Source organism: Streptomyces sp. 4N509B (genome assembly GCF_052245655.1).
Lineage (GTDB): Bacteria > Actinomycetota > Actinomycetes > Streptomycetales > Streptomycetaceae > Streptomyces.
On the sequence record NZ_JBQQBZ010000003.1, the window covers coordinates 1 to 14,092 of the forward strand.

Annotated in this window: 18 protein-coding genes; 9 read left to right on the forward strand and 9 right to left on the reverse strand. The window is 72.3% G+C overall.

Annotated elements, in window-relative coordinates:
- On the forward strand, positions 1-1,143 hold a 1,143-nt coding region (locus tag ACTWP5_RS04285; protein ID WP_443219351.1), incomplete at its 5' end, for an ABC transporter permease.
- A 192-nt stretch (positions 1,144-1,335) separates the two neighbouring features.
- Here ACTWP5_RS04285 and ACTWP5_RS04290 read toward each other — a convergent pair.
- Complete coding sequence (locus ACTWP5_RS04290; protein ID WP_443219352.1) at positions 1,336-2,460, reverse strand: hypothetical protein; 1,125 nt, start codon at positions 2,458-2,460, stop codon at positions 1,336-1,338.
- 155 nt (positions 2,461-2,615) lie between these two features.
- A complete protein-coding gene (locus ACTWP5_RS04295; protein ID WP_443219353.1) occupies positions 2,616-3,065 on the reverse strand; it encodes a VOC family protein in 450 nt (149 codons plus the stop codon).
- A 278-nt stretch (positions 3,066-3,343) separates the two neighbouring features.
- On the opposite strand from ACTWP5_RS04295, the gene ACTWP5_RS04300 reads away from it, so the two are divergent.
- Positions 3,344-4,456, forward strand: a complete 1,113-nt coding sequence (locus ACTWP5_RS04300) for an acyltransferase family protein (RefSeq protein ID WP_443219354.1) — start codon at positions 3,344-3,346, stop codon at positions 4,454-4,456.
- A 48-nt stretch (positions 4,457-4,504) separates the two neighbouring features.
- Here ACTWP5_RS04300 and ACTWP5_RS04305 read toward each other — a convergent pair whose 3' ends face one another.
- From ACTWP5_RS04305 to ACTWP5_RS04315, 3 genes are all read right to left on the reverse strand, one after another.
- On the reverse strand, positions 4,505-5,107 hold the full coding sequence (locus ACTWP5_RS04305; RefSeq protein ID WP_443219355.1) for a Uma2 family endonuclease: 603 nt from the start codon (positions 5,105-5,107) through the stop codon (positions 4,505-4,507).
- 110 nt (positions 5,108-5,217) lie between these two features.
- Positions 5,218-6,075 carry a hypothetical protein gene (locus ACTWP5_RS04310; RefSeq protein ID WP_443219356.1) on the reverse strand — a complete coding sequence of 286 codons (858 nt, stop codon included), beginning with the start codon at positions 6,073-6,075 and terminating at the stop codon, positions 5,218-5,220.
- Between the two features lie 94 nt (positions 6,076-6,169).
- On the reverse strand, positions 6,170-6,505 hold the full coding sequence (locus ACTWP5_RS04315) for a YnfA family protein (RefSeq protein ID WP_443219357.1): 336 nt from the start codon (positions 6,503-6,505) through the stop codon (positions 6,170-6,172).
- A 484-nt stretch (positions 6,506-6,989) separates the two neighbouring features.
- Between ACTWP5_RS04315 and ACTWP5_RS04320 the strand changes: the two genes are divergently transcribed.
- Positions 6,990-7,427, forward strand: coding sequence for an ArsI/CadI family heavy metal resistance metalloenzyme (locus ACTWP5_RS04320; RefSeq protein ID WP_443219358.1), 438 nt, complete (start codon positions 6,990-6,992; stop codon positions 7,425-7,427).
- A 31-nt stretch (positions 7,428-7,458) separates the two neighbouring features.
- On the opposite strand, the gene ACTWP5_RS04325 is transcribed toward ACTWP5_RS04320, so the two are convergent.
- From ACTWP5_RS04325 to ACTWP5_RS04335, 3 genes are all read right to left on the reverse strand, one after another.
- Positions 7,459-7,758 (reverse strand): NIPSNAP family protein, encoded by a 300-nt coding sequence (locus tag ACTWP5_RS04325; RefSeq protein ID WP_443219359.1) that lies wholly within the window; start codon positions 7,756-7,758, stop codon positions 7,459-7,461.
- Between the two features lie 135 nt (positions 7,759-7,893).
- A complete protein-coding gene (locus ACTWP5_RS04330) occupies positions 7,894-8,109 on the reverse strand; it encodes a DUF397 domain-containing protein (RefSeq protein WP_443219360.1) in 216 nt (71 codons plus the stop codon).
- Positions 8,106-8,945 carry a helix-turn-helix domain-containing protein gene (locus tag ACTWP5_RS04335; protein WP_443219361.1) on the reverse strand — a complete coding sequence of 280 codons (840 nt, stop codon included), beginning with the start codon at positions 8,943-8,945 and terminating at the stop codon, positions 8,106-8,108. Before ACTWP5_RS04335 ends, ACTWP5_RS04330 begins: the two co-directional genes overlap by 4 nt.
- Before the next feature lie 120 nt (positions 8,946-9,065).
- Here ACTWP5_RS04335 and ACTWP5_RS04340 point away from each other — a divergent pair, with 120 nt between their 5' ends.
- The 4 genes from ACTWP5_RS04340 (at position 9,066) to ACTWP5_RS04355 (ending at position 10,481) form a co-directional block, all read left to right on the forward strand.
- Positions 9,066-9,227: a hypothetical protein gene (locus ACTWP5_RS04340; RefSeq protein ID WP_443219362.1), complete on the forward strand. Its 162-nt coding sequence runs from the start codon at positions 9,066-9,068 to the stop codon at positions 9,225-9,227.
- The gene (locus ACTWP5_RS04345; protein ID WP_443219363.1) at positions 9,217-9,564 is read left to right on the forward strand and encodes a hypothetical protein; all 348 of its coding nucleotides are present in this window, start codon (positions 9,217-9,219) and stop codon (positions 9,562-9,564) included. The genes ACTWP5_RS04340 and ACTWP5_RS04345 overlap by 11 nt, the downstream gene beginning before the upstream one ends.
- A 75-nt stretch (positions 9,565-9,639) precedes the next feature.
- Positions 9,640-9,972 carry a hypothetical protein gene (locus ACTWP5_RS04350; RefSeq protein ID WP_443219364.1) on the forward strand — a complete coding sequence of 111 codons (333 nt, stop codon included), beginning with the start codon at positions 9,640-9,642 and terminating at the stop codon, positions 9,970-9,972.
- The gene (locus ACTWP5_RS04355) at positions 9,972-10,481 is read left to right on the forward strand and encodes a hypothetical protein (RefSeq protein ID WP_443219365.1); all 510 of its coding nucleotides are present in this window, start codon (positions 9,972-9,974) and stop codon (positions 10,479-10,481) included. The genes ACTWP5_RS04350 and ACTWP5_RS04355 overlap by 1 nt, the downstream gene beginning before the upstream one ends.
- A gap of 71 nt (positions 10,482-10,552) precedes the next feature.
- On the opposite strand, the gene ACTWP5_RS04360 is transcribed toward ACTWP5_RS04355, so the two are convergent.
- A complete protein-coding gene (locus ACTWP5_RS04360; RefSeq protein ID WP_443219366.1) occupies positions 10,553-11,599 on the reverse strand; it encodes a hypothetical protein in 1,047 nt (348 codons plus the stop codon).
- A 222-nt stretch (positions 11,600-11,821) separates the two neighbouring features.
- Here ACTWP5_RS04360 and ACTWP5_RS04365 point away from each other — a divergent pair, with 222 nt between their 5' ends.
- Together ACTWP5_RS04365 and pstS are read left to right on the forward strand one after the other, a co-directional pair.
- The gene (locus ACTWP5_RS04365; RefSeq protein ID WP_443219367.1) at positions 11,822-12,655 is read left to right on the forward strand and encodes a response regulator transcription factor; all 834 of its coding nucleotides are present in this window, start codon (positions 11,822-11,824) and stop codon (positions 12,653-12,655) included.
- A 274-nt stretch (positions 12,656-12,929) separates the two neighbouring features.
- On the forward strand, positions 12,930-14,048 hold the full coding sequence (gene pstS / locus ACTWP5_RS04370) for a phosphate ABC transporter substrate-binding protein PstS (protein ID WP_443219368.1): 1,119 nt from the start codon (positions 12,930-12,932) through the stop codon (positions 14,046-14,048).
- Positions 14,049-14,092: the final 44 nt, after the last annotated feature.

Genomic DNA, 14,092 nt, shown 5'->3' on the forward strand with positions numbered 1-14,092 from the left:
GAGGCCCGCCCACTGCGGGCGGTCCTCTCCGCCCTGGGCATCGCCGTGGGGATCGCCGCGATGGTGGCCGTCGTCGGCATCTCCGCCAGCAGCCGGGAGGAGGTCAACGACCGGCTGCGGCAGCTCGGCACGAACCTGCTCACCGTCACCCCCGGCAGCTCCTTCAGCGGCGGGCAGGCGGAGCTGCCCGCCGACGCCGTGCCGATGGTGGACCGGCTCGACCAGGTCACGGCGGTCAGCGCCGTGGGCGCGCTGCCGGACACGTACGTCTACCGCAACGACGCGATCGACGAGGCCGAGACCAACGCCCTGGCCGTCAGCGCCGCCAGGACGGATCTCCTCGACACGGTCGGCGGCACCGTCGCCGCCGGGCGGTGGCTCGACGGCGCGGTCGGCGCCTATCCGGCGGTCGTGCTGGGGGCGACCGCCGCCGAACTCCTCGGCATCTCCGAGGCGCAGGCCGACGGCGCGGTCAGCGTGTGGCTGGGCGGCGAGTGGTTCACCGTCGTCGGGGTCCTCGACCCGGTGCCGCTCGCGCCCGAGCTGGACTCCTCCGCCCTCGTCGGCTGGCAGGCGGCCGAGGAGCTGGCCGGAGACGCCGTGCCGCCGTCCACCCTCTACGAGCGCTCCGACGAGGCGGCCGTCGAGGCGGTGGCGGAGCTGCTGCCGGCCACGGTCAACCCGGCCAACCCGGCCGAGGTGTCCGTCAGCCGCCCCTCGGACGCCCTCGCCGCGCAGGAGGCGGCCGACGAGACGCTGACCACGCTGCTGCTGGCGCTCGGTGGGGTGGCGCTGCTGGTCGGCGGCATCGGGGTGGCCAACACCATGGTCATCGCGGTGCTGGAACGCCGCTCCGAGATCGGCCTGCGCCGGGCGCTCGGGGCGACCCGGGCCCACGTGCGGCGGCAGTTCCTCGGCGAGTCGGTGCTGCTGGCCGGCCTCGGTGGGGCGGGCGGCGCCGTGCTCGGCGGCGCGGTCACGGCGGCCTTCGCCGCCAGCCGCGACTGGCCGTTCGCGCTGCCCGTCTGGGTGCTGGTCGGCGCGGCGGGCGCGACGGTGCTGGTCGGCGCCCTGGCCGGGGCGTATCCGGCGGCACGCGCGGCCCGCATGCCGCCGACGGCCGCGCTCGCCACGGCCGCCTGACCAGGCTGGGCGGGCCGGCCGGCGGGTCCCCGTCGCTGAGGGGGCGACGGGGACCCGCCCCGGTCGGTGCCGGGTCCGGTCCCACTCCCGATCCCGGACCCGGACAAGGACCCGGACCCGGACAAGGACCCGGACCCGGACAAGGACCCGGACCCGGACCCGGACCCGGACCCGGACCCGGACCCGGACCCGCTACCAGCCGTACCGCTCTATCAGCTCCCTCTCGCGGAAGAACCCCGGCTCGTGGTGGTGGTGAAATATGCCGACGGCCCACATGCCGCCCGCCCCGTCGCGGGCCGGCGCCAGGTCGTGGATGTAGTGCCCCCGCGCGAGGTCGCCGAAGCCGGGCGCCTTCCCACCGGTCTCCACACGCCACCGCCGCCCGTCGTGGCCGAGGAAGACCGGCGCGTCCTCGTACCCGTCGGGTATGCCGCTCAGCCACAGCGTCCCGTGCCCGTCGCCGCTCATCGAGGTGACGTTCAACCCGGCCTCGGCCTCGGGCACCGGGATCTCCTCCCAGCCCTGACCGTCCCAGTGCAGGAGCACCGTGGCGTTCTCCCGGGAGCTCGCCAGCACGTACACGCTCCCGCGGGACTCCGCGTAGACCATGCTCGGGGTGAGGTCGGGCCTGTCCAGCTCCACCTCGCCCCACTCCCGGCCGTCCCAGTGCAGCACCACCGGGCTCGCCGTGGCCGTGTCGTAGTCCCAGTGCCGGCCCACGGCCCAGGCGTCGCGGGCGTTCCTGGCGTGCAGGTCCCGTATGTTCGTGCCGCGGCCGAGGTCCAGGGTCTCCCAGCGGCCGTGGCGGTAAGCGCTGATCGCGTCGTATCCCGACAGCCAGGTGCGGCCCGGCACGGCGACGACGTCGGTGATCCCGTAGGCCCCCGCGTCCGGCTTCGACGGCGCCTCGACGGTGCGCCACCGCCGCCCGTCGAAGTGCGCGACGACGTACTCCTCGCCCCTGACCCGCCCGTAGGCCCAGACGTTGGACGGGGACTGCGCGCTGACCGACAGCCAGTAGATGACGCGCGGCAGGCCCGGCGCGCCGTCCGGCTGCCAGCGCCACCCGTTCCACCGCATCATCAGCCCCTGCGGCGCCGCGTCCACGAGCTCGTACCCGGCGGCCCACGCCGCCCTCGGACCGGTGGCGGACACCGAGCCGAGATACGCGGAGGTGCCCACCTCCCCGGCCGTCACGACCTCCCACGACCGTCCGTGCCCGCGGTCGCTCTCCGCCGCCGCCGCGCCCGTCGCCGCGGGGGCCGCCCCCAGCGCCACGGTCACCGTCGCCACCACGGCGACCAGGGCGGCGCGCACCCGCCTCGTCCCTCTGCTCCGGCTCGTTAACCTCAGACCCAACCCCACGGCTCTCCCCTTCACTTGCCGGCTGACTCCTCACACAGGAGACTCCCGACCACCCACCCCGGTTGTGGAGGACGGCGCCCCGCCGGGAGGCCGCGCCGCGCCCTCCTCTACTGCACGCAGAGCTCGTTCCCCTCGGGGTCCTGGAGCGTCACCCAGTACTCGCCGTGCTTGCTGTACGCCCGCACCTTCGTGGCCCCGGCCTCGACGAGCCGCGCCGCGTGCTCGTCGACCGCCGCCCGCGCCGCCTCCGGGTCGCCCCCCTCGCCGCGCAGCGGCGCCGTGACGTTCACGTCCAGGTGCACTCTGTTCTTCGCGGTCTTCCCCTCCGGCACCTTCTGGAAGAACAGCCGGGGCCCCTTCCCCTCCGGATCCACCAGCGCGTACGCCGCGCCCCCCTCGATCTCCTCCTCGCTGAACCCGAAGGCGCGCAGCGCGTCCGGCCAGGTGTCGAAGCCCGGGGGCGGGGGCTGCTCCACGTACTTCAGCGCCACCGCCCAGAACGCGCCGAGGGCGGCCGGGTCGTGCGCGTCGAAGCTGACCTGAAAGCCGATCGCCATGCTGCTCTCCATCCCTCGCTGACACGGCGTGCGACCACCTCGCACCCCGTCCTCCCCAGGGATACCAGCAGGGTCTGACACCGCCCCCTCACCACGCGCCGACCGTCACCCGACGCCGCCCGCACGGCACGCGCCCACGCCACAGCGGGATCCGGGAGGGTGTCGGCCACGTCCCACTGCCAGCCCGGGGAGGGCGCCGGGTCACCTCGGCTCCCGGGCCGGCCCGCGCGCCCCGGCTCGACGCCGCTGTGACCGGGGGACAGAGGGAGGGAGACGACATGAGGCCGCGGGATGCCCGAAGTCGACCACGGTGCTGGACGGGGGAACGGACCCGACGGCGGGTCCGGTCAGGCCGCACGGCGCGCGAGGCGCACTGGGACACCACCCGGTACGTGGCCGGCACGCTGGTGCTCTTCGTGCACGTCGCCGGCCCGCTCACCACGCTCGACGGCGTGCGCTGGCTCTACGTCGCGACGTGGGCCCTGCGCGTCCCGGCGTTCGCGCTGCTCGCCGGCTACTTCAGCGACGCGGGCCCGCTGACCCCGCGCGGCCTGCGGGCGTTGATGCTCCCGATCGTCGTGCCCTACCTCGCCGTCGGCCTGCTGCACACCCTCGAACGCCGCTGGGCGACCGGCGAGTGGCGCCTCTTCCTCGACGAGCCGGCGTGGGCCATGTGGTTCCTGCTGTCGCTGCTGTGCTGGCGGCTCGCCCTGCCGTACCTGGCGCGACTGCGTCACCCGCTGGCCCTCGCGGTGGGCGCGGCGCTGTGCGCCGGCTTCCTCCCCGCCGACGTCGGCGGCACCCTCCAACTCTCCCGGACCCTCTGCTTCCTGCCGTTCTTCCTGCTGGGGTGGCGGCTGCGCGAGGGGCTGCTGGCCCGCCCGATGCGGGCCGAGTGGAGCCGCTTCGCCGCCCTCGCCGTGCTGGGCACCGTCTTCGTCGCCGCCTGGCCGCTGCGCGACGAGGTGCGCCCGGCCTGGCTCCAGATGCGCCTGCCCTACGAGACGCCCTCGGAGGTGCTGATCCGCGTCTGTGTGCTGCTGGTGGGCGCGGCCGTGACGCTCAGCTTCGTCCGGCTGGTGCCGCGACGCCGCCTGCCGTTCGTCACCTACCTGGGCGCGGGCGGCATGTACATCTACCTGCTGCACCCGCTGGCGCTGCGGCTGCTGACCCACGCCGGAATCGACTACGCCTGGGTCGGCCCCTGGCCGGAGCAGGCGGCGCTGCTCGCCCTCGCCGCACTGCTGGCCGCCGCCCTGGCCTCCCCACCGGTGCGCCTGCTGACCCGGCCGATCATCCAGCCGGCCCGCCCGAGACGACGGCCGCCGCCCCCGGACCGTCGGGACCGACCCACCGCCCCCACACCGACGACGCCCGACGCCGCCCGCTGAGGGCGGCGCGACCGAGGAGCGGCCGAGGGGCGACCGGCGGCGCGTTCGTCAGAGCTCGACGAGGCCGCGCAGGTCGATCTCGACGGGGAACGGCACGTCCGTCCTCAGCTTGCCGACGTGCGCCGCGCGGTCGGGCGCGGGAGCGAACGTCCCTGCCTCGTGGTGCCACCAGAACTCGTGCACCCTGGGCAGGTCGTCGCTGTCGCGCTCGACCCGCCAGTAGTGCGGAATCCTGGCCTCGGCGAAGAGCGCGGGCTTGACGAAGCGGTCCTCCATGCGCGTCCCCGGCGACACCACCTCCACCACGAGTCTCACCTTGGTGGCCGGGGTGCAGTCCTGGGTGAAGACGTCCTCACCCGTCTTGTCGTAGACCACGACGTCCGGCTTGAGAACCGTGTCGGGGCTGATCATCACGCACCGTTCGGCCGCGACGGAGTACGGCGGACGCCGCGCGCTCCGCAGCCGGAAGTAGACCTCGTTCCGCACCTGGTCGTGCCACAGCTTGGTCTGCCCACGAGGCACGATCCTGCCCGCCACCAACTCCCACTCGAACGGCACGTCCAGGTCTCTGACCCGGTCGTAGGTCCAGCCGTCTGCCGGCGGGAACATCCAGTTCTCCGCGGTGGCCCTCGTCGGCCGCGGTTCCGCCATCAGTGCTCCCATGGACGTCGGTGTGGACGGGGCGACGCGTCACGTCCCGGATACGACCGCAGTCTCACCCGATGGGATGAGCGAGCGCGCCTCCGCCCTCAGGGTCAGGGTCAGGAGCACGGGGCGTACACGGCCTCGGCGCGCGCGGCGTCGTCGTCCACGTGGAAGACGGTGTCGGGCTCGGCCTGGTGGGCCGTCACGATCGTCTCCAGGAGGATGTACGCCTCGCACTCCCACCGGTCCGCCTCCGGCACGCCGCCCGTCGCGCTCAGCTCCGCGTAGGACCGCTCGGCGAGCTCCCAGTCGGTCTCGCCGCCCGCCTGCACGGTGGGACAGACGGCCCTGGCGCCCTCCACGAGGGCGAGGTCGGCGCCCGACAGGCCGTCGCCGCGGATGTTCCCGCAGTCCATGGCCGCGAGGTCGAGGAACCACGCGGGTGGGCCGTCCGCGTCGGAGGCCGTGGCCAGGTCGAAGCCGGGCCAGCTCAGGTACTCGCTGGGACGCTCGGGTGTCGTGGTGGGCGGGAGTGAGCCCGCGTGGGGCGGCGACCCCGGGCCGCCCTCCTCGCCCGTCGGGGAGGAGGCCGCGTCCGAGGCGGCGGAGTGCCCGTGGGCCCCGGGACGGCCGTCGGGCGCGCCGGGTTCCTCCGGGGAGCCGGCGGAACCGGCCGACGCGGCGGAACCGGGCTCGCCGGACGCCCCGGCGCCCGGGTCGCCGGCCTCGGCGGTGGCCCGCTCGTCGTCGTCCGCGCCCGGGGAACCGGTGGTCCCCGGGCCCCCGTTCGACGCTGCCCGTGGCTTGTCGTCCTCGACGCCGGTCCCCGACGCACCCGTCTCGTACGCGGGGTGCCCCTCACCGGCCGCCGGCTCGGCGGGAGTCGAACCACCGGGCAGGCGAACGCAGCCCACCGCCAGCCCCATCAGGGCCACCACACCCACCACCCACACCCATCGAACGCGGCGTCGCACTTCCGTCTCCCTTGGCTAACGGTAAGGAGTCGAACACGTTGGGTGAGTGTCGCGCATCACACCGGGCTACGCAAACCAGCCCTTTCCGCGTGGGTCAGCCGCCACGCGGGGCATACATGATCACGGCCATCCCGGCGAGACAGACCAACGCGCCGACGACGTCGAAGCGGTCGGGCCGGTAGCCGTCGGCGACCATGCCCCAGGCGATCGACCCGGCGACGAAGATCCCGCCGTACGCGGCCAGGACGCGCCCGAAGTTGTCGTCGGACTGGAGGGTCGCCACCATCCCGTAGAGGCCCAGCGCGACGACGCCCGCGCCGATCCAGATCCACCCCCTGTGCTCGCGGACGCCCTGCCACACGAGCCAGGCACCCCCGATCTCGAACAGCGCGGCGACGACGAACAGGGCGACGGAACGGGCGACGAGCACGACGGGATCTCTCTGCGAAGGGGCCGGCGACGGGAAGGAGGGGTCAGACCAAGCACCGTACGATGCTCCAGCCATCGGCTTCACGACATCGCCGACGCGTTCGGCATGCGCTGACGTGGCCCGATGGGCCGCACGGCCGCCACGCCCTGCCGCCCGGCGGGTCGTCGAGGGTGCGGTCCAGGTACCGCCTACCGGGAGGACGGGGCAGGCGTCCGCGCAGCCCGTCGTGATCACGACGTCGGAGGCCCGCGCCACCTCCACGGTCAGCGCCTTCGGGGTCTCGGCGGAGATGTCGACGCCGACCTCGCGCACGGCCTCCACGCGACGGAGTCCTGAGCGAGGACCGGCAGACCAGCTTGTTTCGACAGATCTCTATGTTGACATCCATCTATTCAAGTGCCAGGATCGTCACCACGACATCGGCAAACGTCGAAACAGGAACGGGATCGCGCCTCACGCGTCACGTTCCGGATGGGAGACCGCCATGTCCCGTGTTCAGCTCGCCCTGCGCGTCGCCGACCTCGAAGGCTCGATCGCCTTCTACTCCCGCCTGTTCGGCACCGAGCCCGCCAAGCGCCGCCCCGGCTACGCCAACTTCGCCATCGCCGAACCCCCGCTGAAGCTGGTCCTCGTCGAGGGCGAGGCCGGCGAGGACACCCGCCTGGACCACCTCGGCGTCGAGGTCTCCTCCACGGCGGAGGTCAGCGAGGCCACCGAGCGCCTGAAGGAGGCGGGCCTCGCGACGTTCGAGGAGAACGACACCTCCTGCTGCTACGCCCTCCAGGACAAGGTGTGGGTCACCGCACCCGGCACGGAGCGGTGGGAGGTCTACGTGGTCAAGGCCGACGCCGACACCCTCGCCGAGAGCGCGGGGAACGCCGCACCGGCGGCGTGCTGCACCACCGCCGCCGCGCCCGCCTGAGACGCGGAGACGCGGGCACGCGTAGGCGCGGTCAGTAGGCCTCCTCGACCATGCGGTAGTCGGTGTGGACGAGGTAGTCCGCCGGGTCGATCCCGAGCGCGTCGCGGGCCGGCGACGACCAGTACGCGGCGTTGGCCTCCTCGAACGTGCCGGGTCCCTCGTAGGAGATGAGCCAGATGAACTGGTCCCGCTCACGGTCCACCCACGCACCGCCGATCGTGAAGCCCAGCTCCAGACGGAGCGGAACGATCTCCGCCCGCCACCGGTCCACCCACTCGTCGAGCATGCCGTGCCGAACGGTGTAGGTGCGCAGCTGGGTCGTCCTGGCCATGGGATGGGCCTCTCCTGGCTCGTGTCAGCTCGGTACGGACGGACCCACGCTAGCCGGAAGCCCCACCGATCCCTGTCGTCAGGGACACGGTGGGGCTTCGGCGCCGTGGGCCGGGGCCGGCCGGGGAAAGCCGCGTCAGGCGGTCGGGAGGTGCTGCTGCTTCAACGCGTCGATGAACGGGGACCAGGCGGAGGTCCGGATCAACAGCACAGGACCGTGTGTGTTGTGCTTGGTGTCGCGAACCGGAACGGCCCCCGCGATGCCGTCCGCGACCTCGACGCAGTTGCCGCCGTGGCCGTCACTGTGACTGGAGGTGCGCCAGTCGGCGCGAGTCAGATCGCGCGTGATCATTTCTTGAGTCCTTTCACTGCCGACTCGATCAGCTCCAAGGATGCCTCGGGCGAAAGAGCAGCCCCCTTGATCACATCGTAGGCCCTGAGGCATCGGGCAACGATCGACGGCTCGTCGATCAGCTGCCCCGTAAACCCACCTTCGAAGTACGCGAGAGAGGGCGTGTCCGGGAACGTCATGAGCTCCATCGTGTGGCCCACGGCGGGCGGCACCGTCGCACTCTGCGGAAAGATCTGAAACACCGTACGCCTCGCCCGAACCTGCGCGATGAGGTGGTGCAGTTGTTCCTCCATGACGGCCGGGCCACCGAAGTTCGCGCGGATCACCCACTCCGGCACCACAGCCCAGTAGCACGGCCGGTTCACTTCAGCCCGGTCGAGCAGCTTGGCGCGCTCAAGCCGTGCTGCCAGCAGCCTGTGCCGTTCCTCTTCCGGACGGTACGGGTTGTCACCGTCGATGAGGACTCGTGCGTACGCCTCGGTCTGGAGCATTCCGGGGATGAGCGCTGGCTGGTACTCCGTGATCGTCTCCGCGTGCCGCTCCTGATCCGCGGCGTCCGCGAAGTACTCAGCATGGCCTGTGCTGTTCAGGATGGCCTTCGCGAAGTTCTCGAAGAACTTGTCCTTCTTTCCGTACAGGCGGTCGAGCTGCTCCCCCAACGCCGGCTGGAGGCGGCGCTCGCCGCGTTCGATCATCGCGAGGTACGACTCGCCCTGGAAGACCCGCAGACTGAGATCCGCCAAGGTCAGGCCGGCTTCCTCCCGCGCGTTGCGCATGCACGCGCCGCAGAATTTGATCGGTGACTCTTCCGGGCTGAGGTCCCTTTTGTTGGCCATAGCTTCACGCCCTTTCCGTGCTGGCCCCCTGGGCATTTCCCGAACTAGCCACCGTAGCTGGCGCCGCGTCAGGGTGAGGGCAATTCACCAAACGCACGGAATCCATGAAGGAGGGGCGCCATGATGACGTGGCCGCCGCCGCAGGAAGGGAACGGTGGGGAGCGGGATCTGCGGCGGCTGACGAACGAGGAGTTGTACGCGGTACTCGACGAGTGGAGCCAACGGGTGGACGAGCACTTCGAGGCTCGGGACGGGAAGGGGCGGGAGTCCGGTGGGGAGTGACGAGGACGCGGAGGCAGCGGCGTGGGACCAGGTGTGGATCGTCTCGGAGGCGCTGCGGCAGGCGGCGGAGCTCGCGGCCCGGGAGGGCGTGACGCTCACCCACGGCGGCGGCTTCGAGGGGTACCAGCGTGCGTTGACGCGGCTCTCCGACGAGACGCTGACGGAGATCCTGGCGCTGGTGTGCCACACCACCGCCAGTCTGGAACACCTCGCGGGGACGTGTGAGGCATGGGGAAGAAGCGAGCAGGTGGACTGGAATGGCGACCTGTCGAGCCCAGTGGGCTCGTCGACATCGGCGATCACTCGAGGGGCCGACGCTGGAGAGTCGGAGCAGTGACCTCACCCGTTGGCACGTGGTGAGGCCCTTCCAGCAGCCCCCGGGGTGCGTACAACATCGTTGTACGCTAGACCCGTGTCCTCTCAACGCAGCATGATCACCATTGCGACCGATCCTGAGACCAAGGAACGGATCCGCCACCACGCCCGCGCAGCCGGTGTGGATCTGAGCACCTACGTGTCCGTCGCGATCCACGAGGCCATGCGGCGCGATGAGGAGGTGGCGCGTTCCTTCGCGGTGCTCGACGCCATGATCGAGGAAGCGGAGGCCGACAGTGGGAGCGAGGACTCCGTGAAGGGCGACTCCTCGCCGCCTGCGCCGGGCGCCCCTGCCGAGGAGAGCGCGTCCATCGCCCGTGCTCTGGATGACTTCTTCGCCGGACAACACAGGGGGCGGGACGCTGCCTGATGGCGGTCATCTACGACACGGGCATGCTCATCCACTTGGACCAGGGACGTTCTCGTGCCCGCGAGCTGCACCGGAGAATCCTCGAACGAGGCGGGCACCGACCCATCGTGTCGGCGCCAGTTCTCGGCCAGGCGTGGCGTCCCGGACGGGGCAGCTACACCAAGCTCAAACCGTATCTGGCTGGGTGCACTGTCTACGCTGCCCGTGACTCACGGCCACCGTATGCCGACTCGCGTGGATGGGACGACACCGCCGCCTCATGCCTGCCGTGCCTGGCGGGTCACACGGAGCAGGATGCCAAGCGCATCGGCGCTCTCGCCGCACGTGTCAAGCTCCCGGCCAAGAAAGCCTTCGACGCGGTTGACGCGCTGGTCATGATCATCGCTCTCCATCACGAACGCTCCCTAGTTGTCACCACAGACCTGGAGGACATGCTGGCGTACCGAGAGGCGCTCGACGTCCATCACGTCGGAGTCTGCCACCCTGACCAGCCGGCTCGGATCTACTGACTTCGCTGGTTGGTCAGCGGTTGACGTGCGACGCCCCCGCGTCCGCCCCGCGGGCTCTACGACTGGGGGCTCTACGACTGGGGGCGGGGGCGGCGGGCGCGCCAGAAGAGGAAGGCGGCGGTGGCGAGGGCGGCGGTGCGCAGGAGCCAGGGCCAGTCGTCGGACAGGGCGTCCTGGACGGGGCTGTTGGTCGCGGCGTCGCCGCTCTCGTCGCTGATGCGGGACAGCAGCCAGAGGCCGTAGGCGCCGGCGACCAGGGCCGGCATGCCGAACGTGGCCCACTGGGCCTGGGCGCGGCTGAGGCGGGGGGACCAGTACGACAGCACCCAGCCGAAGATCATCGGGACGAGGGAGCCGATGACCGCGCCGACGGCGAGGAGGGCCACGGCGAGGAACTCGAAGACGCCCCCGACGCGGCGGGTCGTCAACGCGCGCGTCACGGCGGGGGCGACGCGTTTCCTGGCGCGGAGGGGGAGGGGGGCGGCGGGGGCCGTCGGGGCGGCGGGCCCGTCGGGCCCACCGGGCGCGTCGGACCCGTCAGGTGACGGTCCGTCGGCCGCCTCGACGCCCTCGCCGGTCCCGTCTGCCGCCTCACCACCCTCCTCACCCTTGTCGAGCGTGTCGGGCTTCCTGGGATCGCGGCGGACGAACGCCTCGGGCAGCAGGCCGCCGACGAAGCGGCCGATGTCGCCGTCGGGCCACTCGCGGTAGCGCTCCGGGTCCTCCCCGCGCCGCGGCGCGGGCGGCGGCAGGGTCGACGGGGGTTCGCCCTCGTCGCCCGGGGCGCGGGGGCCCGGGACCGGCAGCGGTGAGGGGGCGGACGGGCCGGCGGTGGGATCTGACGGCGGGTCCGCCGAGGGCGACGGGCGGGCGGCCGGTTCCGAGGGGGCGTCCGTCGCGGCGGCGACGACGTCCTCGGGGCTGCCGATCCTGCCGAGGATGCGCCTGACCTCGGACCTGCTCTCCGCGCCACCCGCCGCCGCCCGCCGTTGGCTGATCTCGTCCCGCAGCCTGTTGACGAGCTGGCGGCGTTCGACGGCCGACATGTCGGTGCCGTGGGCCAGGTCGCCCACCCGGCTGAGATAGTCGAAAACCAGCTTCTCGCCCTCGATGCCCATGGCAGCCCTTCGACGCGCCCCTGGCCCCCGGAACGCACGCCGGGAGAGCCCTCCCGATGCTATCCACGTGGGGGGAGGGTCGCGCGCCGTTCGCGGAACACCTGAGGGAACGCCGTTGTTCATCACGGGTTCACCGAACGCCGAACAACGCGCTACCCACGGCTCGTTTCATGGTGAACGTCCCTGCCGGACACCCCACTCATGCCCCCAGGGAGCCGGACCATGGCAACGAGCCCATCGACATCCCTCGCGACATTCGCCGCGGATGCCGACGCGGGTGACGGCCTGCTCCCGGGCGCCCGGGTCGCCGGAGGCGTCGACGCCGCGGGCCCGACCGCAGGCCCCGCCCCCTCCCCCGCGCTCATCCCGCTGAGCTCGAACCCCGTCGTGCTGCTGGCCGACGCCGACGAGCGGATCCGGCAGGGCCTGACCGCGCAGCTCGCCAAGTACCAGGTGTCCGTCGTGCACTGCGCCGACGGGGCGACCGCGCTGCTGGAGGCGGGGCTGCGCAAGCCCGACGTCCTGCTGGTCTCGGCCGAACTCCCGGTGATCGACGGGGCGACGGTGCTGCGCCTGGTGCGGCGGCGCCTGTCGATCCCGGTGGTGCTCGGCGTCGGGCCCGACGACACCGACTCCGTCGGGCCGGCGCTCGCGGCCGGCGCCAGCGCCTGCGTGGCCAGGCCGTACCGGCCGCGCGAGGTGGCGCAGCTGCTGAGCCTGGCCGACCGGGGCCAGCGCGGGTGGGACCAGCCGCTGGTCTGCGGGCCGCTGTCGTTGGACCCGAGCACCTACGAGGTGCGGATGCACGGCGTGGCCACGGCGCGGCTGCCGCTGCGGGAGTTCCAGCTGCTTCACCTGCTGATGGTGCACGCGGAGAAGGTGATCACGCGTGACCGGATCCGTGCGGAGCTGTGGGGGGACGGCGCGCGGCGGTCCAACACCATCACCGTTCACATTCGGCGCCTCAGGGAGCGGCTGGGCGACGACCCGCACCACCCGGAGATCATCCAGACGGTGCGCGGCGTCGGGTACCGGCTGGTGCCGCCGGGAAGCTGAGGAAGGCCGAGGGAGGCTGATCAGCCGGGCCTGGGGGCCGCCACAAGGCGGCCGCAGGCGCCGCTTTCGGATCTGCCCTCGATGTGTACGGGACGAGACCCGTCCCTTAACGATTACGACTCTTTTTGTGAAACGGTCGGTTCCGCCGAACCTATCTTTCTGTTCACCTTCCCGCCCTCGCGACGTCGCTGGCCGCGCCTACGTTCTCCTCGACGCTTTCAAGTCATCTCTACTTACCAGCCGCCTGGCTGGCGTTCGACAAGGAGCATTGGCCATGCGCAACTGGCGCGCCAAGACCGCCGCGGTAGCCGTGGTGTCCGCCCTGGCCCTGGTCACGGCATGCAGCAGCGACAACGAGGAGAGCAACGGCAACGGTGGGGGCGGCGGCAACGGCGGCGGCTCCGACCTGTCCGGCACCCTGACCGGCATCGGCGCCAGCTCGCAGCAGGCGGCGCAGGAGGCGTGGCAGGCGGCGTTCAACACCCTCCACCCGGGTGTCACCGTCAACTACAGCCCCGACGGCTCGGGCGCCGGCCGAGAGCAGTTCGTGGCCGGCGGCAGCGACTTCAGCGGCTCCGACGCGTACCTGACCGACGAGGAGGGCGAGCTCCAGGGCGCCATCGACCGCTGCGGCGACGGCGAGTTCGTGGAGATCCCGGCCTACGTCTCGCCGGTCGCGGTGATCTTCAACCTGCCGGGCATCGACACCCTGAACCTCCAGCCCGCCACGATCGCCCAGATCTTCAACCAGGAGATCACCAACTGGAACGACCCGGCCATCGCCGAGGACAACCCCGACGCGGACCTCCCCGACCTGGCGATCACCCCGGTCAACCGCTCCGACGAGTCCGGCACCACCGAGAACTTCGTCGAGTACCTCGCCACCGTCGCCCCCGACGACTGGCCGCACGAGGTCAGCGGCGACTGGCCCGTTCCGGGCGGTGAGGCCGCCCAGGGCACCTCCGGCGTCGTCGGCGCGGTCGAGGGCGGCGAGGGCACCATCGGCTACGCCGACGCCAGCCGCGCCGGTGAGCTGGGCACCGTGGCCGTCGGCGTCGGCGACACGTTCGTCGAGTACTCGCCGGAGGCCGCCGCCGCCGTGGTCGAGGCGTCCTCCCCGGTCGAGGGTCGGGGCCAGTACGACTTCGCCTACGACATCGCCCGCGACACCACCGAGGCGGGCGTGTACCCGATCGTCCTCGTCTCCTACCTCCTGGCCTGCACCACCTACGACGACGCGAACACCGCCGAGCTGGTGCGCACCTACCTGGACTACGTGATCAGCCCGGAGGGCCAGCAGGAGGCCGCGGAGAAGGCGGGCGCCGCCCCGATCTCCGACTCGCTCCGCGAGCAGGTCCAGCCGGCGATCGACGCGATCGGCGCCGCCAGCTGACGGAACGGCTCTGACGCGAACGGCACCGGAGCGCTGAGGTGCCG